The following is a 26,301-nucleotide window of genomic DNA, read 5'->3' on the forward strand; positions in this document are numbered from 1 at the left end:
GCACGTCCCTCCTTCTCCGCATCCCCCTTTCCGCGCCCCCTTTCCGCGCCCCTTTCCCGCGCCCCCTCCGGGTCCCCTTCACCGAGCAGGAGTTCCGCCATGTCCCTACCCCGCCGTGCCCTGGTGGCCTCGGCCGCCGCACTCGCCGCCGCCCTCGTCCTGGCCGGCTGCGGCAGCGGCGCCACGGGTGCCGCGGCGGAACTCGCCCCGGCCAGGGGCAGCACCGCGCCCGACGGCACGGTGGTGAACCTGTCGCCGAACCAGGACCGGGTGACGACACCGAAGGTCGACGCGATCGCCGCGCTCGTCCCGGAGGAGATCAGGAAGAAGGGGACGCTGACCGTCGTCGATTCGATCGGCACCACCCCGCCGCTGGACTTCTACGCCAACGACGACAGGACCGTCATCGGCGTCGAGCCGGACATCGCCACCCTGATCGGCGGAGTGCTCGGCCTCAGGGTCGAGTTCAACCCGGTGTCCTGGGAGAACATCTTCGTCGGCCTGGACAGCGGCAAGTACGACGTGGGCCTGTCCAACATCACGGTCACCGAGGCGCGCAAGGAGAAGTACGACTTCGCCACGTACCGGCTGGACGTCCTGGGCTTCGAGGCGAGGAAGGGCAGCGGCCTCAAGGTCGCCGGCGCCGCGGACCTCGCGGGCAGGTCGGTCGGCGTCGCCACCGGCACCAACCAGGAGAAGCTGCTGGTCGCCTGGAGCGAGGAGAACGTCCGGGCCGGCCGCAAGCCGATCGACATCAAGTACTTCCAGGGCACCGACTACTACCTGGCGCTGTCCTCCGGCCGGATCGAGGTCTACACCGGCCCCAACCCCAGCCTGGCCTTCCACGCGGTGCAGACCGGCGAGACCGAGGTCGTCGGCACCTACTCCGGCGGCGGCGCCGATGTCATCGGCAAGATCGCGGCGACCACGAAGAAGGACAACGGCCTGGTCAAGGCACTCGGCGCGGCGATCGACGAGACGATCAGGAACGGCACCTACGGGCAGGTGCTCAAGCGCTGGGGCCTGGACGGCGAGGCCGTGCGGTCCTCCGAGACCAACCCGCCCGGCCTGCCCAAGCCGAAGCCGTAGCGGCCTCCCGGCACACCCACCCGGTTCCGTTCACCCGTTCGTCCCCGCCCGCCGCTATGGTGACCCCTCCGACGGCGAACGCCGGGCGGGCGCGGTCGAGTTGGGGGAGGGCATGGAGAAGGGCGAGGTGCTCGGCGGCCGGTACCGGCTGGAGGAGCGGCTGGGCAGGGGCGGCTTCGGCGTGGTCTGGCGGGCGACCGACACGACCATCCCCCGGGAGGTCGCGGTGAAGGTGCTGCTCGCCGAGCACGCCACCGACCGGGAGGCGGTCAGCAGGTTCGCCGGCGAGGCCAGGACGGCCGGCAGCCTCAGCAACCCGCACATCGTGACCGTGTACGACTACGGGTGGACCGCGGCCGGCTCCGGGAAGATCCCCTACCTGGTGATGGAGCTGGTCCGCGGCCGGGCGCTGTCCGAGGTGCTCAAGGAGGGCCTGCCGGACCACGCGAAGGCGCTGCGCTGGATCCGGCACGTCTGCAAGGCGCTGGACGCCGCGCACCGCTCGGACGTCGTCCACCGGGACATCAAGCCCGAGAACGTGATGGTCACCGACGAGGGGGAGGGGGAGCGGGCCAAGGTCCTGGACTTCGGCATCGCCCGACTGGTCACCCAGACCGTCCGGCTCACCTCCACCGGCAACGTGATCGGCACCGTCCCGTACCTCGCGCCCGAGTGCTGGTCCGGCGGCGCGGTGGACGGCCGCGCCGACCTCTACGCGCTCGGCGTCATGCTGTACGAGGTCTGCACCGGTGGACGGCCGTTCCGCGCCGCCTCGGCCGCCGAGTACATGTACAAGCACCTGGAGGAGGTCCCGCCGCGGGTGCGCAGCAAGGACCCGGCGCTGGCCGAGCTGGTCGCCCGGCTGCTCGCCAAACGGCCCGAGGACCGGCCGTCCGGGGCCGCCGAGGTGCTGGAGCGGCTGCGCGCCGTCCGGCCGGGGATGCTGCGGCCGGACGACCCCAGCCCGGAGCAGCTGCGCCGGCGGGCCGACCGGGCCTGGCAGCACGGCGCGGCGGACGAGCCGGCCGAGGCGGTGGAGATCCTCACCGCCCTCGTCCCCGACTTCGCCCGGATCTGCGGCCCGGACGACCCGCGCACCCTGCGCACCTGCCACGACCTGGCCCTCTGGCTGGCCCGGGACGGCAGCCCGGGCGCCGCGGTCGCCCTGCTGGACGAGCTGACGCAGGTGCCGGGCGCCGCCCCGGAGGCCAGGGCCGACGCGCGGCGCGACCTCGCGCACTGGCAGCGGGAGGTCGCCCGGCTCGGGCCCGGCCGGCCGCGCGCGCTAAGCCTGCGGGTGCTGCTCGGCGGCGGCGCGCAGGGCGGCTGAGGCGCCCTCGGCGATCGGGTCGCCGTGCCCGAACACGGCCGTTCCCACCGGCAGTGCGGCCAGCCGGTGGAAGGAGGCCAGGGCCCGGGCCGGGTCGGTGTGGAACACCCCCGGCCGGGTCTGCCCCCCGACGTTGGACACCACGTCCCCGGTGAACAGCACGCCGGGCCCGGGCAGGTGCAGCGCGATGCTGCCGTCGGTGTGGCCGGGCACGTGCAGGACCATCGCGCCGCCGCCGGTGTCCAGCAGGTCCCCGTCCTCGACCTCGCGGTGCACCGGGCAGGGCTCGGCGGGCGGGATCGGCGGCAGGCCGTCCCACAGCTGCTGCTCGAAGGGGCTGAGCACCGGTGGCACCGGCGGCTGCTCGCGCCGCACCACCGGCGCCTCCAGCCGGTGCGCCACCACCTCGGCGCCCCGGCGGCGGGCGAGCTCGGCGGCGGAGCCGGTGTGGTCCTCGTGGTGGTGGGTGAGCACGATCCGGCGCAGCGTGGCCGGATCCAGGCCGACGGCGCGGATGCCCTTCTCGATGTCGTCGGCGGAGCCGGCGATGCCGGTGTCGACCAGGGTCAGTCCGTGGTCGTCCCGCCAGAGGTAGGCGGCACCGAAGTCCAGTGTGATCATGTGCAACTCGTCGCGTACCCGGGTGATCTCCATGTCCCGGATCCTGCGCCCCGCACCGGCGCGGCACGCCCGCGTTCGCCCTGGGCGTGCGGGCGTTCGCCGACGGCGGAGCGGTTCGCGCCCGCCGGCGCGGGCCGGTCCCGGCCGGTGTCAACCGTGCGTGCCGCCGATCCGGGGCCCGGGCCGGGACGGAAACCGGGAGGATTTCGCCCATCGGGACGGTCTGGCCCGCCGCCCCGGGCCGTTGGTATACCTCGTTGCCGGACTCGGGAGCGGTCTCCGTGCCGCCCCGGTGAGCTGCGACGAAAGGCTGGTGACGGATCGATGAAGCTCCTGCGCGTCGGACCCCCGGGCGCCGAGCGCCCGGTCGTCCTGGGTGAGGACGGCACCGCGTACGACCTCTCCGGACGGGCCCGCGACCTCGACGGGGCCTTCCTGGCCGGGCTCGACCCGGCCGCACTGGCCCGGGAGGTGGCCGCCGGCGTCCTGCCGACGGTGGACCTGGACGGGCAGCGGGTGGGTGCGCCGGTGGCCCGGCCGGGCAAGGTGGTCGGCATCGGGCTCAACTACCGCGACCACGCGGCCGAGGCCGGGGCCGCGATCCCGGACGAGCCGGTGATCTTCCTGAAGCCGAGCTCCACGGTGGTCGGCCCGTACGACGAGGTGCTGGTGCCGCGCGGCGGCGAGAAGACCGACTACGAGGCCGAGCTGGCCGTGGTGATCGGGCGCACCGCCCGCTACCTGGACTCGCACGCCGAGGCCGCCGGGGTGATCGCCGGCTACACGATCGCCAACGACGTCACCGAGCGGGCCTTCCAGTTCGAGCGCGGCGGCCAGTGGGACAAGGGCAAGTCGGCGGAGACCTTCACCCCGCTCGGGCCCTGGCTGGTCACCGCCGACGAGGTGGCGGACCCGCAGGACCTGACGCTGCGGCTCTGGGTCAACGGCGAGCAGCGGCAGCACGGCAGCACCGCCGAGATGATCTTCCCGGTGCTCGAACTGGTCCGCTACGCCAGTCGGTTCATGGTGCTGGAGCCGGGCGACGTGATCGTCACCGGCACTCCGGCCGGGGTCACCCTGGGCCGCCCCGGGACGCCGTTCCTCGCCCCGGGCGACGTCGTCGAGATCGAGGTCGACGGCCTCGGCCGCCAGCGCCAGGTGCTCGGCAAGGCGTGACCCGCGACGTCCCGACCCTTGGCACGGGGGTCGGGTCCGCGGACCGCCCGCACCGCCCCCGCCGGCCGCCTCACGGCCGTCGCAGCACCGCCCGCACCGCCCCCGCCCCCGCCGGCCGCCTCACGGCCGGTGCAGGACCTCGCGCAGCCGCTCCGCCCGTTCCGCCCGCGGCCCCTCCAGGGCGAGCACCCCGGCCAGCACCTCCGCCGTCTGCGGATCGTGCAGGGCCGTCGCCGCCGCCATCGCGGTGAACTGGTCCACCAGCCAGTCGCGCAGCTCGGCGACCGGCAGCGTGCGTCCCTCGTCCAGCCAGCTCAGCGACGCGCCCTCGACCACCGCGATCCACGAGCGCACCAGCAGCGTCAGCCGCGGCCCGGCCTCGCGCACGCCCAGGTGGCGCAGCGTCCGCCGCAGTGCCGCCCGCCGGACGTCGTCGACGATCGCCGAGGTGCGGGCCGTCTCCACCACCGAACCGCCGCGCAGCAGCGCCGAGTAGCCCGCGTCGTGTTCGGCCACGAAGGCGAAGTAGCCGTCCAGCACGGCCGAGAGCTGCTCGGACGGCGTCCCGGCGAGCGGGACGGCGAAGCGGCTGGTCAGCTCGTCGGCCGCGGTGCGCAGCGCGGCCTCGTACAACTGCTGCTTGCCGCCCGCGAAGTAGCGGTAGACCAGCGGGCGGGAGGCCTCGGCGGCCTCGGCGACGTCGTCCAGGCTCACCTCCTCGGGCGGCCGGGAGGCGAACAGCTCCAGGGCGACCGCGATCAGTTGCTCGCGCCGCTGTTGGACCGGCAGTCGCCGGTAGCCGGTGCGGCGTGGGCGCAGGTCGGGTACGGCCGGGGCGGGCACCTGGTCGGATGCCGGAGTGGGGCGGGCTTCCATGGCGGTCAGCGTAATGGGCGTCGGACGGATCGGATCCTGTCGCGCCGAACGGATTTTCGCGCGTCGACCCCGGGGAAGGGCCGACGGACGCCGGTGGTCAGGGGGTTGCAAACGGGCTGCGCCACGAAATGATGTCCGAATGGTTGAAGAACTGATCACCGCCGACGGCACCACCCCCCGCCGCATCGCGGACGGGTACGTCCGTGCCCTGGCCGAGCTCGACCCGCTGACCGCGGTCTACCTCGGTCTCAACCCCGAGGACGAGCGGCTGCCCGACCTCTCCCCGGCCGGCCGCGAGGCGATCGCCGACCTCGGCCGCCGCACCCTGGCGCAGCTCGACGAGGCCGAACGGGCCGGCGCCGCCGAGGACGAGGCGGAGCGCCGCTGCGCCCGGCTGCTGCGCGAGCGGCTGACCGCCGAGCTCGCCGTCCACGACGCGGGGGAGGACCTCCGCGCGGTGCGCAACCTGGCCTCCCCGGTGCACGAGCTGCGGGAGTCCTTCACGCTGATGGCCACCGGCACCGAGGCCGAGTGGCAGGTGCTCGGCCGCCGGCTGGCGAAGGTCCCGGTCGCGCTGGAGCAGTACCGGCAGACGCTGGCCGCCGGCATCGAGCGGGGCCTGCTGTCCGGCCCGCGCCAGGTGGGCACGGTGGTCGGGCAGATCGGCGAGTGGCTGGAGGGGGAGGTCCCCGGCGGCTGGTTCGGGCAGTTCGTCCAGGACGCGCCGGAGGGTCTGCGCGCCGAGCTGTCCGGGTACGCGGTGGCCGCCTCCGAGGCGCTGGCGGCGCTGCGCGAGTGGCTGCGCGACGTCTACGGCCCGGCGGCCGCGGACACCCCGGACGCGGTGGGCCGCGAGCGCTACCGCCGGTGGGTCCGCTACTGGGCCGGCGCCGACCTGGACCTGGACGAGGCGTACGCCTGGGCCTGGACCGAGTTCCACGACCTGCTCGCCCAGATGCGGTCCGAGGCCGAGAAGGTCCTGCCCGGCTCCGACCCGATGGCGGCGATGGCCTGGCTGGGTACCGACGGCCCGGCCGTCGAGGGCGTCGAGGCCATCCGGGAGCACCTGCAGGGCCTGATGGACCAGGCGATCCGGGACCTCCAGGGCACCCACTTCGACCTGGCCGAGCCGGTCACCCGGGTCGAGTCCATGATCGCCCCGTCCGGCAGCGCCGCCGCGCCGTACTACACCCCGCCGTCGCTGGACTTCAACCGCCCGGGGCGGACCTGGCTGCCGGTGCTCGGCCGGGAGCGCTTCCCGCTCTGGGACCTGGTGTCGATCTGGTACCACGAGGGCGTCCCGGGCCACCACCTGCAGCTCGCGCAGTGGAACTACGTCGCCGACCGGCTCTCCACCTACCAGGTGAGCCTCGGCGGGGTCAGCGCCAACCTGGAGGGCTGGGCGCTGTACGCCGAGCGTCTGATGGACGAGCTCGGCTACCTCACCGACCCGGGCCAGCGCCTCGGTTACCTCAACGCGCAGATGATGCGCGCGCTGCGGGTCATCGTCGACATCGGCATGCACGCGGGTCTGGACTTCCCGGCCGACTCGCCGTACAAGCCGGGCGAGCCGGTCAGCCCGGAGCACGCCCGCGAGTTCTTCGGGCAGTACTGCGGCCTGTCCGACGACTTCCTGGACAGCGAGCTGGTCCGCTACCTGGGCATGCCCGGCCAGGCGATCGGCTACAAGCTCGGCGAGCGGGCCTGGCTGCGCGGCCGGGCGGCGGCGCGGGCGGCGCACGAGGCGCGCGGCGAGGAGTTCGACCTCAAGGCGTGGCACATGGCGGCGCTCTCGCAGGGCTCGCTGGGCCTGGACGACCTGGTCGACGAGCTCTCGGCGCTGTAGGCCCCGGCCGGTCGAGGCGCCGGTCGAGGCGCCGGTCGAGGGGACGGAACCAGGGTCCCGGGGACTCGTCCCGTAGTCCCAGGACCCTGGTTCTTTTGTCCCAAAAGTCCGATTTGGCAAGGTTTTTCCTTGCCCTTTCGTCGGGCCCGGGTATTGGCTGGAAGGCGACTACGTGACCTCTCCGACCCACTCCGGAAGGCTCGACCAGTGAGTGTGCAAACCGCCACCGGTCATGAGGACGCGGACAGCCGGCGCTGGTGGGCGCTGGCCGTCATCGCCGTCGCCCAGCTCATGATCGTCCTCGACATCACCATCGTGAACATCGCACTGCCGTCCGCCCAGCGGGACCTGGGCATATCCGACGCCGACCGGCAGTGGGTGATCACCGCCTACACGCTGGCCTTCGGCGGCCTGCTGCTGCTCGGCGGACGGCTGGGCGACCTCTTCGGCCGCAAGCGCGTCTTCATCATCGGACTGCTCGGCTTCGCGCTGGCCTCCGCCCTCGGCGGCGCGGCGGCCGACCCGACGATGCTCTTCGGCGCCCGTGCCCTCCAGGGCGCGTTCGGCGCCCTGCTCGCCCCGTCCGCGCTGGGGCTGCTCTCCACCACGTTCTCCGACCCGAAGGAGCGCAGCACGGCCTTCGGCATCTTCGGCGCGATCGCCGGCGGCGGCGCCGCGATCGGATTCATCGCCGGCGGGCTGCTGACCGAGTACCTGAACTGGCGCTGGTGCCTGTTCGTCAACACCCCGATCGCCATCGCCACCGCCTTCGCCGCGTTCTCCGTGCTCCAGCGCGACCACGTCGGCAAGGGGCGCCGGGTCCGGCTGGACCTGCCCGGGGCCCTGCTGGGCTGCGGCGGCCTGCTCGCGATCGTCTTCGGCACCTCCGAGGCCGTGACCCGGGGCTGGGTCGACGCCCTGGTGCTCGGCTCGCTGTTCCTGGGCGTGGCGCTGCTCGCGGTGTTCGTCCTGGTCGAGCGCCGCACCGCGCACCCGTTGCTGCCGGTGCACATCGTCGCGGACCGCAACCGCGGCGGCGGGGCGCTCTCGGTCGGTCTGGCCATGGTCGGCATGTTCGGCCTGTTCCTGTTCCTGACGTACTACCTGCAGGCCATCAAGCACTTCTCGCCGATCGTCTCCGGCCTCTCCTTCCTGCCCATGACGGCCGCCATCGTGATCAGTTCGACGGGCATCGCGGCCCGCCTGATGACCAGGGTGCCGTCGCGGAACCTGATCGCACCGGGACTGCTGCTCGCCGGGGCCGGCATGGCCTGGCTGACCCAGATGAAGGTGGACAGCCCGTGGGCCGGCATGGTGCTGCCCGCCGAACTGCTGCTCGGCTTCGGCATGGGCCTGGTGTTCATGCCGTCGATGAGCCTGGCCACCCTCGGGGTCGCCCGGAACGAGGCCGGGGCGGCTTCGGCCACCATCAACTCGGCCCAGCAGGTCGGCGGTTCCTTCGGTACGGCGCTGCTGAACACCATCGCGGCCAGTGCCACCGCGAGCTTCCTGGCCACCCGGATCGCCTCCGACCCGGCGGTCCAGGCCCAGGGCGCGGTGCACGGCTACGTGGTCGCGACCTGGGTGGCGATGGGCATCCTGCTGCTGGCCGCACTGGTCGCCTTCCTGATGATCGACCACCGGCCGGCGCCCGGTGAGGCGGCCACCTCCGTCGAGGGTGGCGTCGAAGCGGCCGCGGCGGCCCCCGCCGTACGGACCGCGGACGGGCGACCGAGCCCCCGGGAGGCGGCCATGGCCGACGTCAAGGCCAACGTCCGGGCGGGCGGCGAGGTCCGCTCGGAGGCCGGGGCGGAGCGCCCACCGGCCGATTGAAAATTGCAGCAAGGTCTTGCAGTCAACCTCCGGCGCCTGCTTGACTCCTGGCCACCGTCCAGGGATCAAGGAGGCGCCGTCGTGCTGCCCGAGTCCGTGCCGTCCGACGCCGAAGCCGAGACCGAGACCGAGACCGAGACCGACGCCGAGGCCGTGACCGGGGGCCCCGAGACCGGGGGCCCCGCGCCCGGGTCCGCGCCCGCCGGGTCCGTGCCGTCCGACACCGCCGCACCGACGATCGACCTGCTCGTCGTCGGCGGAGCCGGTGTGGACACCGTCGTCCGGGTCGAGCGGCTGGAGATCCCGCCCGGCGACTCGCAGTCCGTCGGACCGGTGCACGACTACGTCGGCCACACCGGCAACGGCGTCGCCCTCGGCGCCCACCACCTCGGCCTGCGCACCGTCCTGCTCGACTTCCTCGGCGACGACCCGCAGGGCGACCTGGTCCGGGCCGCCTACCGGCGCCACGGCCTGCGCCTCGCCCACCTGGTGAGCCCGCACGGGACCCCGCGCGGGGTCAACCTGGTCGACGCCGCCGGCCGCCGGTTCTCCTTCTACGACGGCCGGCACCCCGCCGACCTGCGGCTGCCGCGGGACTTCTACCTCCCGTACGCCGAGCGCAGCCGACACGTCCACCTCTCCATCACCGGCGTCAACCGGGACATGTACGGCGACCTGCACCGGCTCGGCCGCACCACCTCCACCGACCTGCACGACTGGGACGGCGCCGACCCGCACCACCGCGACTACGCGTTCGGCTCCGACCTGGTCTTCCTCTCGGTGGCCGGCTGCCGCGGCCGGCACGAGGAGGTGATGCGCGCCGTCCTTGCCGGGGGCCGGGCGCGGGTGGTCGTCGCCACCGCCGGCGCCGAGGGCTGCCACCTGCTCACCCGCGAGGACGGCGTGCTCCGCCGGCTGCCGGCGGTCGACCCGGGTCGCCCGGTGGTGGACACCAACGGCGCCGGGGACGCCTTCGTCTCCGGCTTCCTGTACGCCTGGTTCCGGGGGCGTTCGCCGCTGGACTGCGCCCGGGCCGGCTCGGCCGCCGGGGCGTTCGCCTGCACCGCCGCGGGGACGCACACCGCCTTCATCGGGTCGGCCGGGCTCGACGCGGTGCTGAACGGGGGATGACGGCGGGGCGGTGGCGGGTGAGCACCGGGCGACGGATTTCTCATCGAGCTCCAAGGCGCGGATCACGACCTTTCCAGCCGGAGGCGTCATAGTCGTTGACCGAACACCGCCACCGAGCCCGGCAGGAGAGTCAGGCATGGGTCAGCACAGCCGCCAGAGGTCCCGCCGCCGACGGCTGCTGACCCCGGCCCTGTTCGCCGCGCTGTCCGCCGTCGTGGTGGCCGCCGTGGTGACCGGGACGCACACGCTGGACCTGTCCGACGCGGCGGCCGCGGGGAAGGCCGCGCGGAGCACCCGCGCCGCGGTCGCGCCCGCCCCCACCGCCGCCGCCACGGCGCCGGCGCCGGTCGCCGATCCCGAGCCGGCCGACAGTCCGACCCCGGCCGACCCGACCCCGGCCGACCCGCCCGCGTCCGCGCCCGCTGCCCCGTCGCCCGCCGCCACCGACACCCCGACGGCCACCGCGGCCGCCACCCCCGACACCCGCGGCGTCGTCCGCGGCATCACCGCCGCCGCCCCCGCCGACGTCCGTGAAACCGACACCGTCGGCGCGCTGTTCAGCGGCAAGGTGGCGGCCGGCAACCACTTCTGCACCGCCAGCGTGCTGCACAGCGCCACCGGCAACCTGCTGCTGACCGCCGCGCACTGCCTCGACAGCACGGACGGCGTCACCTTCGCTCCCGGCTACCGCGACGGCTCGGCCCCGTACGGCACCTGGCGGGTGACCGCGATCCACACCACCACCGGCTGGTCGCAGAAGGGCGACACGGACGAGGACTTCGCGATCCTGGAGACCGCCCCCAACAACGGCCGCAAGGTCGAGGACGTGGTCGGCGGCAACCGCCTGGGCACCGACGAGCCGTTCGACGCGGCCGTCCGCCTCTACGGCTACCCCGCCGACTCCGAGAGGCCCAACCTCTGCACCAACGGCACCGACCGGAAGAGCAGCTACCAGCGGGTCATCGATTGCCCGGCCTACCCGTCCGGCACCAGCGGCGGCCCCTGGATCGATGTCGCCACCGGCGACGTGGTCGGTGCCATAGGCGGTTACCAGCAGGGCGGCGACAGCGACGACGTCTCGTACAGCGCCTACTTCGACCACACCATCGCGGCCCTCTACAACCAGGCCGTGGCCGCCGCGTCCTGACCCGGTCCGATCGCCCGGCCGCCCGCCCGCGGGTCCCCCGGGCGGGCCCGGCCGGTGCCCCGCCGCACCGGGCCCGTGACATGACGAAGGCCCAGATCCGTGGATCAACTCCACTGATCTGGGCCTCTGTTGCACTTACTGCGAAGTGCCCCCGGTAGGATTCGAACCTACGCACCCGCCTCCGGAGGGCGGTGCTCTATCCCCTGAGCTACGGGGGCCTGTCGGCCTGTCGGTGGCTCGCGCTTCCGACGTGGAGAACACTACCAGGCCCGGGCCGCGGTCCGTGCACGGGTTTTCCCGGACGGCCGCCGGGGCGGTGACGGGGGCGGGGGGAGCGGAAGTGCCCAAAGGCCGGACGGGGCGGCGGGGCCGCGGATACCCTCGGTGAGGTGTCGGGAGTGTCCGGGCGGGTCCTCGTGGTGGACGACAGCGAGGTGATCCGCCAGCTGATCAGGGTCAACCTGGAGCTCGAAGGCTTCGAGGTGGTGACCGCCGCCGACGGCGCCGAGTGCCTGGAGGTCATCCGCCGGGTGAAGCCCGACGTGGTGACGCTGGACGTGATGATGCCGCGGCTGGACGGCCTGCGGACGGCGGCCCGGTTGCGCGCGACGCCGGAGACCCGTCGGCTGCCGATCGCGATCGTGAGCGCCTGCACCCCGGCGGACCTGGACCTGGGGGAGACGGTCGGGGTGGACGGCTACCTCGGCAAGCCCTTCGACCCGGCCGATCTGGTGGCCCTGGTCCGGCGCCTGATGCTGCTCGGCGGCGGGTTCGACGGAGGGTTCGACGGGGAGCCGGACGGACGGCCCGGCGGGCGGCTCGGCGGCCGGCCCCGAGCGTTTCGCCCTGAGCGAACAGATCGGACCGATCGCGGCTGAGACCCCGGAGCCGACGGCGCGTCGGGGCCTCCGGGCGTCTCAACCGGTAAACCGGGTGGCGGGCGGGTACCCCGTCTCGCCTACGCTTGGCGTCGTGACCCCCGCAGACCTTTCCCAGGCAATCCAGGCCGCAGTGAGCACCGCCGTCGAGGCGGGCGAGCTGGCCGTCGCCGTGCCCGAGCACGTGACGGTCGAGCGGCCCAAGAACAGGGACCACGGCGACTACGCGACCAACGTGGCCCTCCAGCTCGCCAAGGCGGCCGGCAAGCCGCCGCGAGCCGTTGCCGAGGTCCTGGCCGACCGCCTGCGAGGGATCACCGGCGTCGCCAAGGTCGACATCGCCGGTCCGGGCTTCCTCAACATCACCCTGGACACCGCCACCGCGGGCGCGCTGGCGCGCACCGTCGTCGAGGCGGGCGAGGCCTACGGCCGCAACGACGCCCTCAAGGGCCTCAAGATCAACCTGGAGTTCGTCTCCGCCAACCCGACCGGCCCGATCCACATCGGCGGCGTCCGCTGGGCCGCCGTCGGCGACTCGCTGGCGCGCGTGCTGCGGGCCTCCGGCGCCGACGTCACCACCGAGTACTACCTCAACGACGCCGGTGTGCAGATCACCAAGTTCGCCGCCTCGCTGCAGGCCGCCGCGAACGGCCGCGAGGTGCCCGAGGGCGGGTACGTCGGCGAGTACATCGTCGACATCGCCAAGGCGCTCACCGACGCGGTCCCCGGCGTGCTCGACCTGCCCGAGGACGAGCAGCTGGAGGTCTTCCGCACCGAGGGCCTCAAGCTCATGGTGTCCGAGATCAAGCGCTCGATGGACGAGTTCGGCACCCACTTCGACGTGTGGTTCTCGGAGAAGACGCTGCACGACTCCGGCGCCGTCGAGAAGGCCATCGACCGGCTGCGCGAGCAGGGCCACGTCTTCGAGCAGGACGGCGCGGTCTTCCTGCGCACCACCGACTTCGGCGACGACAAGGACCGCGTCCTGGTCAAGGCCGACGGCGACAAGACCTACTTCGCCGCCGACGCCGCGTACTACCTGTCCAAGCGGGACCGCGGCGCCGAGGTCGCGCTCTACATGCTGGGCGCCGACCACCACGGCTACGTCAACCGCCTCAAGGCCATCTCGGCCTGCGCCGGCGACGACATGAACCACAACATCGAGGTGAAGATCGGCCAGTTCGTGAAGATGCTTCGCGACGGCGAAGAGGTCCGCATGTCCAAGCGTGCGGGCAACATCATCACGATCGACGACGTGGTCGAGTGGATCGGCGTGGACGCCGCCCGCTACACCCTGGCGCGCTCCTCCACGGACTCGACGATCACGCTGGACATCAACGTCCTGACCAGCCAGACCAACGAGAACCCGGTCTTCTACGTGCAGTACGCGCACACCCGGATGTGCGGGGTGGCGCGCAAGGCCGCCGAGCTGGGCGTGGACAAGGGCACGGCCGAGCAGTTCAAACCCGAGCTGCTCGCCACCGAGTGGGAGTCCGACGTGCTCGGCCACCTCGCCGACTTCCCGCGCGTGCTGGCCGCGGCCGGCGAGCTGCGCGAGCCGCACCGGGTCGCCGTCTACCTGGAGAAGCTCGCGGGCAAGTACCACCGCCTGTACGAGAACTGCATGTTCCTGCCCAAGGGCGACGAGGAGCTCACGGACACGCACCGGGCCCGCCTCTGGCTGGTCGAGGCGACGCGCACCGTGCTCGCCAACGGTCTCACGCTCCTGGGCGTGACGGCGCCCGAGCGGATGTAGGCACCACCCCCAAGCGCACAGCGGGGGCGGCTGACGGTCAACGGGGACCGTCGCCGCCCCTCGCCATAGGTCTCCCGAAGGACGCACCAGCATGAGTCGTTCCGCACACCCCGCAGGCCCCCGCCACGGCGACGTCCTGCCCGAGGGCCACTACCAGGCCCCGCCCGCCGACCTGAACGCGCTGGACCCCAAGGTCTGGTCCTGCACCGTCGCCCGTGACGCCGCGGGCGTGGCCACCGTCGGCGGGATCGACGTCAAGCGGCTGGCGGCCGAGTTCGGCACCCCGGCGTACGTGCTGGACGAGGAGGACTTCCGGTCCCGGGCGCGCGCCTGGCGGGACGCCTTCGGCACCGGGGCGGACGTCTACTACGCCGGGAAGGCGTTCCTCTCCAAGGCGGTCGTGCGCTGGCTGCACGAGGAGGGCCTCAACCTGGACGTGTGCAGCGCGGGCGAGTTGGCCGTCGCGCTGGCCGCCGGGATGCCGCCGGCGCGGATCGCGCTGCACGGCAACAACAAGTCGGTGGACGAGCTCGAACACGCGGTGAAGACCGGGGTCGGGCACATCGTGGTCGACTCCTACGAGGAGATCGAGCGGCTGGCCGCGATCGCCGCCCGCCACGGCGTGCGCCAGCAGGTGCTGATCCGGATCACGGTCGGCGTCGAGGCGCACACCCACGAGTTCATCGCCACCGCGCACGAGGACCAGAAGTTCGGCCTCTCGCTCACCGGCGGTTCGGCCGCCGAGGCGGTGCGCCGGGTGCTGGCCCACGGCGACAGCCTGGAACTGCGCGGCATCCACTCGCACATCGGCTCGCAGATCTTCGACATGGCCGGCTTCGAGGTGGCGGCCCGCCGGGTGGTCGGCCTGCTGGCGCGGATCCGCGACGAGCACGGGGTCCAGCTGCCGGAGATCGACCTCGGCGGCGGCCTCGGCATCGCGTACACCAGCGACGACGACCCGCGCGAGCCGGCCGAGATCGCGGCCGCGCTGGCCGACATCGTCCGCCGCGAGTGCGCCGCCGAGAACCTGGACGCCCCCCGGCTGAGCGTGGAGCCGGGCCGGGCGATCGTCGGCCCGACGGCGTTCACGCTGTACGAGGTCGGCACCGTCAAGCCGTTGGAGGGCCTGCGCACCTACGTCAGCGTGGACGGCGGGATGTCGGACAACATCCGCACCGCGCTGTACGACGCCGAGTACTCGGTGGCGCTGGTGTCGCGCACGAGCGACGCCGAGCCGATGCTGGTCAGGGTGGTCGGCAAGCACTGCGAGTCCGGTGACATCGTCGTCCGGGACGCCTTCCTGCCCGCCGACCTGGCTCCCGGCGACCTGGTCGCGGTGCCCGCCACCGGCGCCTACTGCCGCTCGATGGCGAGCAACTACAACCACGCCCTCAGGCCTCCCGTGCTCGCCGTCAAGGACGGTGCGGCGCGGGTGATCGTCCGGCGCGAGACGGAGGAGGATCTCCTGCGTCTCGATATCGGATGACGAAATCCTTGTCTCAGATCATGGAACGACCGTAGATCCGTACGGAAAGTCCCGGAGACTGGTACGGACCGAAGTTCCCGGCGGCCCCGGAAAACCGCCGGAAATACCGAAGCAGATGAATGCAGAGCGGAGTCGGATGATGCGTACGCGCCCGCTGAAGGTGGCGTTGCTGGGTTGTGGTGTGGTGGGCTCCGAGGTGGCGCGCATCATGACGACGACGGCCGACGACCTCGCCGCTCGCATCGGCGCCCCGGTGGAGCTGGCCGGGATCGCGGTCCGCCGGGCCGGTCGGGTGCGCCCGGGCGTTCCCGAGCACCTGATCACCACCGACGCCGAGGCCCTGGTCGGCCGGGGCGACATCGACGTGGTGGTCGAGGTCGTGGGCGGCATCGAGCCGTCCAAAGCCCTGATCCTGTCCGCCTTCGAGCAGGGTGCCTCGGTGGTCAGCGCCAACAAGGCGCTGCTCGCCAAGGACGGCACCGAGCTGCACGCGGCGGCCGCCCGGGCCGGCGTGGACCTGTACTACGAGGCTGCGGTGGCGGGCGCGATCCCGCTGCTGCGTCCGCTGCGCGAGTCCCTCGCGGGCGACAAGGTGAACCGGGTGCTGGGCATCGTCAACGGCACCACCAACTTCATCCTCGACAAGATGGACACCACCGGCGCCGGTTACTCGGAGGCGCTGGAGGAGGCCACCGCGCTGGGCTACGCCGAGGCCGACCCGACGGCCGACGTCGAGGGCTTCGACGCCGCCGCCAAGGCCGCGATCCTGGCCGGCATCGCCTTCCACACCGAGGTCACCGCGGCCGACGTCTACCGCGAGGGCATCACCGAGGTGACGGCGGCGGACATCGCCTCCGCGAAGGAGATGGGCTGCGTCGTCAAGCTGCTCGCGATCTGCGAGCGGGCGGCCGACGGCGAGTCCGTCACCGCCCGGGTGCACCCGGCGATGATCCCGCTCTCGCACCCGCTGGCCTCGGTCCGGGAGGCGTACAACGCGGTGTTCGTCGAGGCCGAGGCGGCCGGTCGGCTGATGTTCTACGGCCCGGGCGCGGGCGGCTCGCCGACCGCCTCCGCGGTGCTCGGCGACCTGGTCGCGGTCTGCCGCAACAAGCTGGCCGGGGCCACCGGTCCCGGTGACTCGGTGTACACCCAGCTGCCCGCCAAGCCGATGGACGAGGTGGTCACCCGCTACCACGTCAGCCTGGACGTGGACGACCGCGCGGGTGTGCTCGCCCAGGTGGCCTCCGTCTTCGCCGAGCACGGCGTCTCCATCGACACCGTGCGCCAGCAGGGCCGCGACGGCGACGCCTCGCTCGTCGTGGTCACCCACCGTGCCACCGACGCCGCGCTGTCGGCGACGGTCGACAAGCTCCGCGCGCTGGACAGCGTGCGGGACGTGGCCAGCATCATGCGGGTCGAAGGGGAATAAGGAACAGCCATGAACGCCGTTGCCGAGAACGTCGTCCGAGGCGCGCACACCCACCAGTGGCGCGGCCTGATCGAGGAGTACCGGGACCGCCTGCCGGTCACCGCGGCCACCCCGGTGGTCACCCTGCTGGAGGGCGGCACGCCCCTGGTCCCCGCGCAGGTGCTCTCCGAGCGCACCGGCTGCGAGGTCTACCTCAAGGTCGAGGGCGCCAACCCGACCGGTTCCTTCAAGGACCGCGGGATGACGATGGCCATCTCCAAGGCCAAGGAGGAGGGCGCGCAGGCGGTCATCTGCGCGTCCACCGGCAACACCTCGGCCTCCGCCGCCGCGTACGCGGTGCGGGCCGGGATGGTGTCCGCGGTGCTCGTCCCGCAGGGCAAGATCGCCCTCGGCAAGATGGGCCAGGCGCTGGTGCACGGCGCCCGGATCCTGCAGGTCGACGGGAACTTCGACGACTGCCTCACCCTGGCGCGCGAACTGTCCGAGAAGTATCCGGTGGCCCTGGTCAACTCGGTGAACCCGGTGCGCATCGAGGGCCAGAAGACCGCGGCCTTCGAGATCGTCGACATGCTCGGCGACGCCCCCGACGTCCACGTCCTGCCGGTCGGCAACGCGGGCAACATCACCGCGTACTGGAAGGGCTACCGCGAGTACGCCGCGGACGGGCTCTCCTCGCGCACCCCGCGGATGTGGGGCTTCCAGGCCGCGGGCTCGGCCCCGATCGTGGACGGTGCGCCGGTGCTCAAGCCGCAGACCATCGCCACCGCGATCCGGATCGGCAACCCGGCCTCCTGGGACTTCGCGCTCGCCGCGCGGGACGAGTCCGGCGGCCTCATCGACAAGGTGACGGACCGTCAGATCCTGTCCGCCTACCGGCTGTTGGCCTCGCAGGAGGGCGTCTTCGTGGAGCCCGCCTCGGCCGCCTCGGTGGCCGGCCTGCTGGCCAAGGCGGAGGCCGGTCTGGTCGACCCGGGCCAGCGGATCGTCTGCACCGTGACCGGCAACGGCCTCAAGGACCCGGACTGGGCGGTGGCCGGCGCGCCGCAGCCGCAGGTCGTCCCGGTCGACCCGGAGGCCGCGGCCCGGCAACTCGGCCTGCTCGACCGGTAACGGGGCCCGGCACTTCGACGGGCCGACCCTTTCGGGGGTAGGCCCGTCGACGTTCTCCACTGACACTTCTGTGTCAATTCCGCCGGGCATTCCGATCCGATTTCGGCCCGCTCTTTGACGGGGAGGGGTGCGCATTCCGGCCAGAACCGGCAACACACCAGATCGAAGGCCCACGGGGTGTACCGCTCGGGAACCTCTCTTCGATACTCTGGGTTCGGCCGTGTGGCACATGCCCCGGGCCCGGCGCCGTCCGGGCCGCGCCGACGACTGTGGCCGCCCGCCCCGAAAGGGCCCGCGTCCCTTTCCCCCCACCCTCGCAACGACGACGCGCTCCGCGCCGCCCGATTTCCCCAGGAGAGTCCACCGCATGGCCGGTCCTGCGTTCCGTGCCGCCGCCGTCCGGGTCCGGGTTCCCGCGACCAGCGCCAACCTCGGTCCGGGCTTCGACGCCTTCGGACTCGCGCTGGGTCTCTACGACGACGTGGTCGTCCGGGTCGCCGACTCCGGTCTCTCCGTCGACATCGCGGGCGAGGGCGCCGAGACGCTGCCGCGCGACGAGCGCCACCTGCTGGTCCGCTCGATGCGGGCCGCCTTCGACCGGCTCGGCGGCCAGCCGCGCGGCCTCGAACTCGTCTGCGCCAACCGGATACCGCACGGCCGGGGCCTCGGTTCCTCCTCCGCCGCCATCTGCGCCGGCATCGTGGCCGCCCGCGCGGTCACCATCGGCGGTCCGTCCGCGCTGGACGACGACGCGCTGCTGGCCCTCGCCTCCGAGCTGGAGGGCCACCCGGACAACGTCGCGGCCTGCCTGCGCGGCAACTTCACCATCGCCTGGACCGACGAGGAGTCCGCCAAGGCGGTCGCCCTGGAGCCCTCCGACCAGGTCGTCCCGGTGGTGTTCGTCCCGGCCGGCGAGGTGCTCACCGAGACCGCCCGCGGCCTGCTGCCGAGGACCGTGCCGCTGGCCGACGCCGCGGTCAACGCGGGCCGCTCCGCGCTGCTGGTCGAGGCGCTGACCCGGCGCCCCGAACTGCTCTTCGCCGCCACCGAGGACCGCCTGCACCAGGACTACCGCGCCTCCGCCATGCCGGACAGCGCCGCGCTGGTCGGCGCGCTGCGCGCGGAGGGCGTCCCCGCGGTCATCTCCGGGGCCGGCCCGACCGTCCTGGCGCTCACCGACGAGGCGGGTGCCGACAAGGTGCTCTCCTTCGCCGGGCACCACGGCCACGGCGGCGACCCGGCGTTCGCCGCGCACCGGCTGGACGTCGACCGCGCCGGGGCCGTCGTGCTCCCGCTGGACGTCTGAGCAGCCATGACGGGCCCGGCGTGCCGGACACGATTGGCAAGCGCAAGGCTGGGGAATGTCTGAGGGGGTCGGTAGTGTTAACCTCATTGCTGCACCAGGTGCCCTCCGGGGCTCGGTGCGCCGCGTCCCGATCCCAGCACTCCACTGCCGTGGAGTCCCGGCGATGCACGGGGCGACGATTCTCCGGGAGCCCACCGCAGCGCGTACGCAGCCTGCCTGCGCGACACGCGGCCGCATCCCGAAGCCGTGACGGCACCTGACTCCCACCCGCGGCCTCCCACCTTGAGGCCAGGACGGGCGGAGCACGGGCCACCGTCACGCGACGGGGGCCCGGGATTCGCAGGGAGCGTGGGGGTTACGCCCTCAGGGGAGGTCGACACACGACCGGCCCACGCGCCACTCAGCACCACCGTGCTTCAAGCACCGCACCTCGCAGCTCTCCCTCGACGGGCTCCCGCCATTCGAGGGACCACCGCCTCGGACCGACGCAGTCGAGCGTCGGTCAGGACAGCACAACCGGTCGCCGAGCCAGACAGGCCGACGTCCGCTCCAGGGAAGGACCCTTAGTGAGCGACTCCACCGATCTGATGGGCGCGCGCCCGGACGCCGACGCGCCGGACGCAGCCCCCGCTGCCCCGGCCCGCCGCCGCCGCAGCGCCGCCGCGGGCCTGGACGGCATGGTCCTGGCCGAGCTGCAGAAGCTCGCCGCGGACCTTGGCATCACCGGTACCGGCCGCATGCGCAAGAGCCAGCTGATCGAGACCATCAAGGAGAAGAGCGGCGGGGACCCGCTGCTCGCCGCCGGTGGCGCCCCGGCCGCCAAGCGTGCCGCCGCCAAGGCGGACGCCGAGGCCCCGGCCGAGAAGCCGGCCCGCCGCACCAAGGCCGCCGCCGCCAAGGCGGAGGCCGAGGCCCAGGCCGCCGCCGAGCCGCAGGCCCAGATCGAGATCCCGGTCCAGGCCGCCTCCGAGACCGCCGCGCCGGCCCGCACCGAGCGCACCCGCCGCCGCGCGACCTCGGCCGCCGGCGCCCCCACGGCCCCGGCTGCCGCTCCGGCCGCCGAGGCCGCCGCCGACGCCACCGTCGCGGTCGCCGAGCCGAAGCAGGCCGAGGCCCGCCCGGCCGAGACCCGTGGCTTCGAGGGTCGCGAGGACGGCCGCGAGAGCCGTCGCGACCGCCGTGAGCGCCGCGAGCGCCGTGACACCGGCGAGCGCACCGAGCGCACCGAGCGCACCGAGCGCACCGACCGCCAGGAGGGCGGCGAGGCGCAGGACGGCGACTCCCGCGAGTCGCGCCGCGACCGCCGCAACCGCCGCGAGCGCGCCGACCGCCCGGGCCAGCAGGGCCAGCAGCAGGGCACCGGCCAGGGCGACCAGCAGGGCCGCCAGGGCCAGCAGACCCAGCAGCCGCCGGTCCAGCAGGGCGGTTACGACGACGACGAGTTCGGCGAGGGCCGCCGCGGCCGTCGCGGCCGCTACCGTGACCGCCGGGGCCGTCGTGGCCGCGACGGTTTCGAGGCCGGCCCCGTCGAGACGCCGATCGGCGAGGACGACGTCCTGATCCCGGTCGCGGGCATCCTGGACATCCTCGACAACTACGCGTTCGTGCGGACCTCCGGCTACCTGCCGGGCCAGAACGACGTCTACGTCTCGCTCGCCCAGGTCCGCAAGAACGGCCTGCGCAAGGGTGACGCCATCACCGGTGCGGTGCGCCAGCCGCGCGACGGCGAGCGCCGCGAGAAGTTCAACGCCATGGTGCGCCTGGACTCCGTCAACGGCATGGACCCGGAGAGCGGCCGCGGCCGTCCCGAGTTCAACAAGCTCACCCCGCTCTACCCGCAGGAGCGGCTGCGCCTGGAGACCGACCCGGGCGTGCTGACCACCCGGATCATCGACCTCGTGTCGCCGATCGGCAAGGGCCAGCGCGGTCTGATCGTCGCGCCGCCGAAGACCGGCAAGACGATGGTGCTGCAGGCGGTCGCCAACGCGATCACCCACAACAACCCCGAGTGCCACCTGATGGTCGTCCTGGTCGACGAGCGTCCGGAAGAGGTCACCGACATGCAGCGGTCGGTGAAGGGCGAGGTCATCTCCTCGACCTTCGACCGTCCGGCCGAGGACCACACCACCGTCGCCGAGCTGGCCATCGAGCGCGCCAAGCGCTTGGTGGAGCTGGGCCACGACGTGGTCATCCTGCTGGACTCGATCACCCGCCTGGGCCGCGCCTACAACCTGGCGGCGCCGGCCTCCGGCCGCATCCTGTCCGGTGGTGTCGACTCGACCGCGCTCTACCCGCCGAAGAAGTTCTTCGGCGCCGCGCGCAACATCGAGAACGGCGGCTCGCTGACCATCCTGGCCACCGCGCTGGTCGAGACCGGCTCGCGCATGGACGAGGTGATCTTCGAGGAGTTCAAGGGCACCGGCAACATGGAGCTCAAGCTCGACCGCAAGCTCTCCGACAAGCGCATCTTCCCGGCCGTCGACGTGGACGCCTCCAGCACCCGCAAGGAGGAGATCCTGCTCGGCAGCGAGGAGTTGGCCATCGTCTGGAAGCTGCGCCGGGTGCTGCACGCGCTCGACTCGCAGCAGGCGATCGAGCTGCTCCTGGACAAGATGAAGCAGACCAAGAGCAACGCCGAGTTCCTGATGCAGATCGCCAAGACCACCCCCGGCTCCGGCGACTGACCGTAGCCGCACGGCTGTCGAAGCACGGAACCCCGGATCGCGCGAGCGGTCCGGGGTTCCGTGTGTTCGTGCCCGGGTTGTTCCAGGGTCGGGACAATTCGAGGCCTTTGGATCATGTTGTCCGATTTATTCTGGAGCACATGGCCGAGCACAAGAGTGTCCCGAGTCGCCGCCGCACCGTGCTGCGGACGGCCGCCTGCGCGTTCGTCGCACTCGTCGTCCTCGGCGCCGGCGCGGCCGTCTACGCGTACGTGAAGCTCAACGACAACATCAAGAGCGTCGACATCGACGGCCGCCTCGGCGACGCCCGGCCGCCGGCCGCCACCGACGGCTCGTTCAACGTCCTCGTCCTGGGCTCCGACTCGCGCAACGGCGAGAACGGCGACCTGGCCGGCGGGGACACCGGCGACACCGCCCGCTCGGACACCGCGATGGTGCTGCACGTCAACCAGGACCACTCGCGCGCGCAGATCGTCTCGATACCCCGCGACACCCTGGTCGCCCGGCCCGACTGCGTCGACGCGAACGGCAGGACCGTCGCGGGCGCCAAGCGCGCGATGTACAACAGCGCGTTCGAGAGCGGCGGCGCGGCCTGCGCGGTCAAGACCACCGAGCAGCTCACCGGGCTGCGGATGGACCACTACCTCCAGATCGACTTCGCCGGCTTCGCCCGGGTCGTGGACGCGATAGGCGGGGCCACCGTGACCACCACGGTGGCCATCCACGACAAGGACAGCGGGCTCGACCTGCCGCCCGGGCAGCACCACCTGGACGGCCGGCAGGCGCTGGCCTTCGTCCGCACCCGGCACGGCGTCGGTGACGGCAGCGACCTCGGCCGGATCGAGCTGCAGAAGCAGATGGTGAAGTCGCTGCTCCAGCAGGCCGGCGGCGCCGGACTGTTCACCGACCCGGTCAAGCTGTGGTCGCTCGGCGACACCGTGACCAAGAGCATCACCACCGACTCCGCGCTCGGCTCGGTGAACTCCCTGGTGGGACTCGTCCAGGAACTCAAGGGGATCGGGCCGGACCGGCTGGCCATGGTCACCCTGCCGGTGGTGACCGCCCCGGCCGACCCGAACCGGGTGGTCGAGCAGCAGCCGCAGGCCGACCAGGTCTGGGCGGCCCTCAAGGCCGACCAGGAGTTCCCGCAGGCGGTCGTCACCGCGCAGCCGGAGAACCCCGCCCAGGCGGCCCCCGCAGCCGCTCCGTCGGCCCCCGCACGGCCCGCGGGGAGGGCGACTGCCAAGGCCACCGCGGCGCACTGAGCGGGCCCGGAATATCCCGGAACGCGACCCGGTTTGGGAAGATGCGGCCGGTCCTGGCAGACTGGTCCGTCGGTCCCGGTTCACGTGCGGCGCCCCAGCCGCCGACCCGGTGCCCTCCCGAAACCTAGGAGAACCCCTTGAAGCCCAACGTTCACCCCGAGTACGTGGTCACCCGTGTGACCTGCACCTGCGGTGCCGAGTTCACCACCCGCTCGACCGAGACCAGTGGCGAGATCCGCGCCGAGGTCTGCTCGCAGTGCCACCCGTTCTACACCGGCAAGCAGAAGATCCTCGACACCGGTGGCCGCGTGGCCCGCTTCGAGGCCCGCTTCGGCAAGCAGCACAGCGCGAAGGCCTAGCGCTCCCTCGGCGCCGGTTCCCGGTGCCCCCGTACTCGTTGTCGGGGGCGCTGGGGGCCGGCGCCGTTCGCGTCCCCCCGCACGTCACCAGTCCCACCCCGTTCCGCAACCCCCCAACACGTTCCGAGCCCCCGGGAAGAAGGCCCCCCCATGTTCGAGGCAGTCGAAGAGCTCCTCGTCGAGCACGCCGACCTCGAAACGAGGCTGGCCGACCCGTCCGTCCACGCCGACCAGGCGAACGCCCGCAAGCTCGCCAAGCGGTACGCCGAGCTGACCCCGATCACCCGGGTCTACCGGCAGTGGCGGCAGGCCGGCGAGGACATCGAGGCCGCGCGCGAACTCGCCGCCGAGGAGCCGGAGTTCATCGCCGAGGTGAAGGACTCCGAGGCGCGCCGCGACGAGCTCACCGAGGAGCTGCGGCTGCTGCTGGTGCCGCGCGACCCGAGCGACGACAAGGACGTCATCCTGGAGATCAAGGCGGGCGAGGGCGGCGAGGAGTCCGCGCTGTTCGCCGGTGACCTGCTCCGGATGTACCTGCGCTACGCGGAGCGGGTCGGCTGGAAGACCGAGATCATCGACTCCAACGAGTCCGACCTCGGCGGCTACAAGGACGTCTCGGTGGCCGTGAAGACCAAGGGCAACACCGAGCCCGGCCAGGGCGTCTGGGCGCGGTTGAAGTACGAGGGCGGCGTGCACCGCGTGCAGCGCGTCCCGGCCACCGAGTCCCAGGGCCGCATCCACACCTCCGCGGCGGGCGTGCTGGTCACCCCCGAGGCGGAGGAGGTCGAGGTCGAGATCGTCGCCAACGACCTGCGGATCGACGTCTACCGCTCCTCCGGCCCCGGCGGCCAGTCGGTCAACACCACCGACTCCGCGGTCCGGATCACCCACCTGCCGACCGGTATCGTGGCGTCCTGCCAGAACGAGAAGAGCCAGCTGCAGAACAAGGAGCAGGCGATGCGCATCCTGCGTTCGCGGCTGCTGGCCGCCGCGCAGGAGGAGGCCGAGCGCGAGGCCTCGGACGCGCGTCGCAGCCAGGTCCGCACGGTGGACCGCTCCGAGCGGATCCGGACGTACAACTACCCCGAGAACCGCATCTCGGACCACCGCACGGGGTTCAAGTCGTACAACCTGGACCAGGTCCTGGACGGCGAGCTGACCGCGGTGATCCAGTCCTGCGTCGACAAGGACGCGGCGGCCAAGCTCGCCGCGGCCCAAGAGAACTGAGACCGGCGCGCCCCGGCCCACGCGCAGTCCGAGAGCCGGAGCGCAGAAACAAGAGGTCGTACGGATGAACCTGCTGCTCGCCGAGGTGGCCCAGGCCACCCAGCGGCTGGCCGCGGCCGGCGTTCCGTCGCCGCGCTTCGACGCGGAGGAGCTCGCCGCCCACGTCCACAACGTCAAGCGCAGCCAGCTGCACACGGTGAAGGACGCCGACTTCGACGCCCGCTACTGGGAGGCCGTCTCCCGTCGCGAGGCGCGCGAACCGCTGCAGCACATCACCGGTCGGGCGTTCTTCCGCTACCTCGAACTGGCGGTCGGCCCCGGGGTGTTCGTGCCCCGGCCGGAGACCGAGACGGTCGTCGAGTGGGCCATAGACGCGGTGCGCGACATGGACGTGGCCGAGCCGCTGGTGGTGGACCTGTGCTCCGGCTCCGGCGCGATCGCGCTCGCCCTGGCCCAGGAGCTGCCGCGCTCGACCGTGCACGCCTTCGAACTGGACGAGGGAGCGCTGGAGTACACCCGGCGCAACATCGAGGCCAGCCCGGACCGCGCCCGCGTCACCCTGCACGCCGGCGACGCCACCAAGGCCTTCGAGACCGACCGCTCCTGGGACGGCCGCTTCGACCTGGTGATCTCCAACCCGCCGTACATCCCGCTCACCGAGTGGGAGTACGTCGCACCGGAGGCCCGCGACCACGACCCGCAGATGTCGCTGTTCTCCGGCGAGGACGGCCTGGACACCATCCGCGGCATCGAGCGAGTGGCCGCACGGCTGCTGCGCCCGGGCGGCGCGGTGGTGATCGAGCACGCCGACCAGCAGGGCGGCCAGGTGCCGTGGATCTTCAACGAGGAACGCGGCTGGACGGACACCGCCGACCACCGCGACCTGAACAACCGGCCGCGCTTCACGACCGCCCGAAGGGTGGGGTCGTGAACAGTCCAGCGCAGTACGACCGCCCGAAGGGTGGGGTCGTGAACAGTCCAGCGCAGTACGACCGCCCGAAGGGTGGGGTCGTGACCACCGAGCGCGGCTCCGCCGCCCGCACGGCCGCGCTGTGACGGCCGTGGTGACCGCCATGAGCCACTCCGGAAGGGGACCGCACCGATGAGCCGCCGCTACGACTGTGCCGATGCCGGGGACCGTGCCACCGGCCTGCGTGAGGCCGCCTCGGCCGTCCGCCGCGGCGAACTCGTCGTGCTGCCCACCGACACCCTGTACGGGGTCGGCGCGGACGCCTTCTCCCCGGAGGCCGTCGGCGAGCTGATGACCGCCCGGGGCCGCGGCCGCGGCACGCCGTCGCCGGTGCTGGTCGGCTCGCCGACCACGCTGCACGGTCTGGTCACGGACTTCTCCGAGCAGGCCTGGGAGCTGGTCGACGCCTTCTGGCCCGGCGGGCTGACCCTGGTCGCCCGGCACCAGCCCTCGCTGCGCTGGGACCTCGGCGAGACCCGCGGCACCGTCGCGGTCCGGATGCCGCTGCACCCGGTCGCCATCGAGCTGCTGAACGCCACCGGCCCGATGGCCGTCTCCAGCGCCAACCGGATCGGCGGCTCGTCGCCGCTGACCTGCGACGAGGCGCAGTCGCAGCTGGGCGACGCGATCTCGGTCTACCTGGACGGCGGGTCGGCCGACCACTCCGCCGCCTCGTCCATCGTCGACGTCACCGGCAAGGTCCCGGTCCTGCTGCGGGCCGGCGCGATCAGCGTCGAGCAGCTGAGGGAGGTCGTCCCCGACCTGGAGGCCGGCAGTTGACG

Annotated in this window: 22 protein-coding genes and 1 tRNA gene; 20 read left to right on the forward strand and 3 right to left on the reverse strand. The window is 73.0% G+C overall.

Annotation, left to right across the window (positions count from 1 at the left end; all coding sequences use genetic code 11):
* Positions 1-99 precede the first annotated feature (99 nt).
* Together ACFV04_RS09940 and ACFV04_RS09945 are read left to right on the forward strand one after the other, a co-directional pair.
* A complete protein-coding gene (locus ACFV04_RS09940; protein ID WP_380528154.1) occupies positions 100-1,089 on the forward strand; it encodes an ABC transporter substrate-binding protein in 990 nt (329 codons plus the stop codon).
* Positions 1,090-1,201: 112 nt separating this feature from the next.
* Complete coding sequence (locus ACFV04_RS09945) at positions 1,202-2,419, forward strand: protein kinase (RefSeq protein WP_380343066.1); 1,218 nt, start codon at positions 1,202-1,204, stop codon at positions 2,417-2,419.
* Here the strand turns inward: ACFV04_RS09945 and ACFV04_RS09950 are convergent.
* Positions 2,375-3,073, reverse strand: a complete 699-nt coding sequence (locus ACFV04_RS09950; protein ID WP_380528157.1) for an MBL fold metallo-hydrolase — start codon at positions 3,071-3,073, stop codon at positions 2,375-2,377. The two genes, ACFV04_RS09945 and ACFV04_RS09950, sit on opposite strands and share 45 nt — an antisense overlap.
* A gap of 291 nt (positions 3,074-3,364) precedes the next feature.
* Between ACFV04_RS09950 and ACFV04_RS09955 the strand changes: the two genes are divergently transcribed.
* Positions 3,365-4,216: a fumarylacetoacetate hydrolase family protein gene (locus ACFV04_RS09955; RefSeq protein WP_360253961.1), complete on the forward strand. Its 852-nt coding sequence runs from the start codon at positions 3,365-3,367 to the stop codon at positions 4,214-4,216.
* A gap of 120 nt (positions 4,217-4,336) precedes the next feature.
* On the opposite strand, the gene ACFV04_RS09960 is transcribed toward ACFV04_RS09955, so the two are convergent.
* A complete protein-coding gene (locus tag ACFV04_RS09960) occupies positions 4,337-5,092 on the reverse strand; it encodes a TetR/AcrR family transcriptional regulator (RefSeq protein ID WP_380528160.1) in 756 nt (251 codons plus the stop codon).
* A gap of 139 nt (positions 5,093-5,231) precedes the next feature.
* Between ACFV04_RS09960 and ACFV04_RS09965 the strand changes: the two genes are divergently transcribed.
* The 4 genes from ACFV04_RS09965 (at position 5,232) to ACFV04_RS09980 (ending at position 11,049) form a co-directional block, all read left to right on the forward strand.
* Positions 5,232-6,938 carry a DUF885 domain-containing protein gene (locus ACFV04_RS09965; RefSeq protein WP_380343056.1) on the forward strand — a complete coding sequence of 569 codons (1,707 nt, stop codon included), beginning with the start codon at positions 5,232-5,234 and terminating at the stop codon, positions 6,936-6,938.
* Positions 6,939-7,145: 207 nt separating this feature from the next.
* Positions 7,146-8,771, forward strand: coding sequence for an MFS transporter (locus tag ACFV04_RS09970; RefSeq protein WP_380343053.1), 1,626 nt, complete (start codon positions 7,146-7,148; stop codon positions 8,769-8,771).
* Between the two features lie 81 nt (positions 8,772-8,852).
* On the forward strand, positions 8,853-9,902 hold the full coding sequence (locus ACFV04_RS09975) for a carbohydrate kinase family protein (protein WP_380343050.1): 1,050 nt from the start codon (positions 8,853-8,855) through the stop codon (positions 9,900-9,902).
* A 136-nt stretch (positions 9,903-10,038) separates the two neighbouring features.
* The gene (locus ACFV04_RS09980; RefSeq protein WP_380343047.1) at positions 10,039-11,049 is read left to right on the forward strand and encodes a trypsin-like serine peptidase; all 1,011 of its coding nucleotides are present in this window, start codon (positions 10,039-10,041) and stop codon (positions 11,047-11,049) included.
* A gap of 146 nt (positions 11,050-11,195) precedes the next feature.
* Here ACFV04_RS09980 and ACFV04_RS09985 read toward each other — a convergent pair.
* Positions 11,196-11,267: transfer RNA gene (locus ACFV04_RS09985), tRNA-Arg, on the reverse strand.
* 171 nt (positions 11,268-11,438) lie between these two features.
* On the opposite strand from ACFV04_RS09985, the gene ACFV04_RS09990 reads away from it, so the two are divergent.
* The 13 genes from ACFV04_RS09990 (at position 11,439) to ACFV04_RS10050 (ending at position 26,299) form a co-directional block, all read left to right on the forward strand.
* Positions 11,439-11,927 (forward strand): PleD family two-component system response regulator, encoded by a 489-nt coding sequence (locus tag ACFV04_RS09990; RefSeq protein ID WP_380343044.1) that lies wholly within the window; start codon positions 11,439-11,441, stop codon positions 11,925-11,927.
* 94 nt (positions 11,928-12,021) lie between these two features.
* Positions 12,022-13,683, forward strand: a complete 1,662-nt coding sequence (gene argS, locus ACFV04_RS09995) for an arginine--tRNA ligase (RefSeq protein WP_380343042.1) — start codon at positions 12,022-12,024, stop codon at positions 13,681-13,683.
* Between the two features lie 91 nt (positions 13,684-13,774).
* The gene (gene lysA / locus ACFV04_RS10000) at positions 13,775-15,169 is read left to right on the forward strand and encodes a diaminopimelate decarboxylase (RefSeq protein ID WP_360253975.1); all 1,395 of its coding nucleotides are present in this window, start codon (positions 13,775-13,777) and stop codon (positions 15,167-15,169) included.
* A gap of 136 nt (positions 15,170-15,305) precedes the next feature.
* Positions 15,306-16,598, forward strand: a complete 1,293-nt coding sequence (locus tag ACFV04_RS10005; RefSeq protein WP_360253977.1) for a homoserine dehydrogenase — start codon at positions 15,306-15,308, stop codon at positions 16,596-16,598.
* 9 nt (positions 16,599-16,607) lie between these two features.
* On the forward strand, positions 16,608-17,708 hold the full coding sequence (thrC, locus tag ACFV04_RS10010; RefSeq protein WP_380343038.1) for a threonine synthase: 1,101 nt from the start codon (positions 16,608-16,610) through the stop codon (positions 17,706-17,708).
* 367 nt (positions 17,709-18,075) lie between these two features.
* Positions 18,076-19,014, forward strand: coding sequence for a homoserine kinase (gene thrB, locus ACFV04_RS10015; RefSeq protein WP_380343035.1), 939 nt, complete (start codon positions 18,076-18,078; stop codon positions 19,012-19,014).
* A gap of 566 nt (positions 19,015-19,580) precedes the next feature.
* Positions 19,581-21,698, forward strand: a complete 2,118-nt coding sequence (gene rho, locus ACFV04_RS10020; protein ID WP_380528165.1) for a transcription termination factor Rho — start codon at positions 19,581-19,583, stop codon at positions 21,696-21,698.
* A gap of 140 nt (positions 21,699-21,838) precedes the next feature.
* Positions 21,839-22,963, forward strand: coding sequence for an LCP family protein (locus ACFV04_RS10025; protein ID WP_380343032.1), 1,125 nt, complete (start codon positions 21,839-21,841; stop codon positions 22,961-22,963).
* Between the two features lie 137 nt (positions 22,964-23,100).
* Entirely contained in the window at positions 23,101-23,322 is a 222-nt protein-coding gene (gene rpmE, locus ACFV04_RS10030) for a 50S ribosomal protein L31 (RefSeq protein ID WP_030057539.1), read from the forward strand.
* 150 nt (positions 23,323-23,472) lie between these two features.
* Positions 23,473-24,549, forward strand: coding sequence for a peptide chain release factor 1 (gene prfA, locus ACFV04_RS10035; RefSeq protein ID WP_360253987.1), 1,077 nt, complete (start codon positions 23,473-23,475; stop codon positions 24,547-24,549).
* 64 nt (positions 24,550-24,613) lie between these two features.
* Positions 24,614-25,480, forward strand: a complete 867-nt coding sequence (gene prmC / locus ACFV04_RS10040; protein WP_380343029.1) for a peptide chain release factor N(5)-glutamine methyltransferase — start codon at positions 24,614-24,616, stop codon at positions 25,478-25,480.
* Positions 25,477-25,605 (forward strand): hypothetical protein, encoded by a 129-nt coding sequence (locus ACFV04_RS10045; protein WP_360253991.1) that lies wholly within the window; start codon positions 25,477-25,479, stop codon positions 25,603-25,605. The genes prmC and ACFV04_RS10045 overlap by 4 nt, the downstream gene beginning before the upstream one ends.
* A gap of 46 nt (positions 25,606-25,651) precedes the next feature.
* On the forward strand, positions 25,652-26,299 hold the full coding sequence (locus ACFV04_RS10050) for an L-threonylcarbamoyladenylate synthase (RefSeq protein ID WP_360253993.1): 648 nt from the start codon (positions 25,652-25,654) through the stop codon (positions 26,297-26,299).
* The last annotated feature ends 2 nt before the right edge of the window (positions 26,300-26,301 follow it).

This window comes from Kitasatospora sp. NPDC059599 (assembly GCF_042735125.1).
Classification (GTDB): domain Bacteria; phylum Actinomycetota; class Actinomycetes; order Streptomycetales; family Streptomycetaceae; genus Kitasatospora.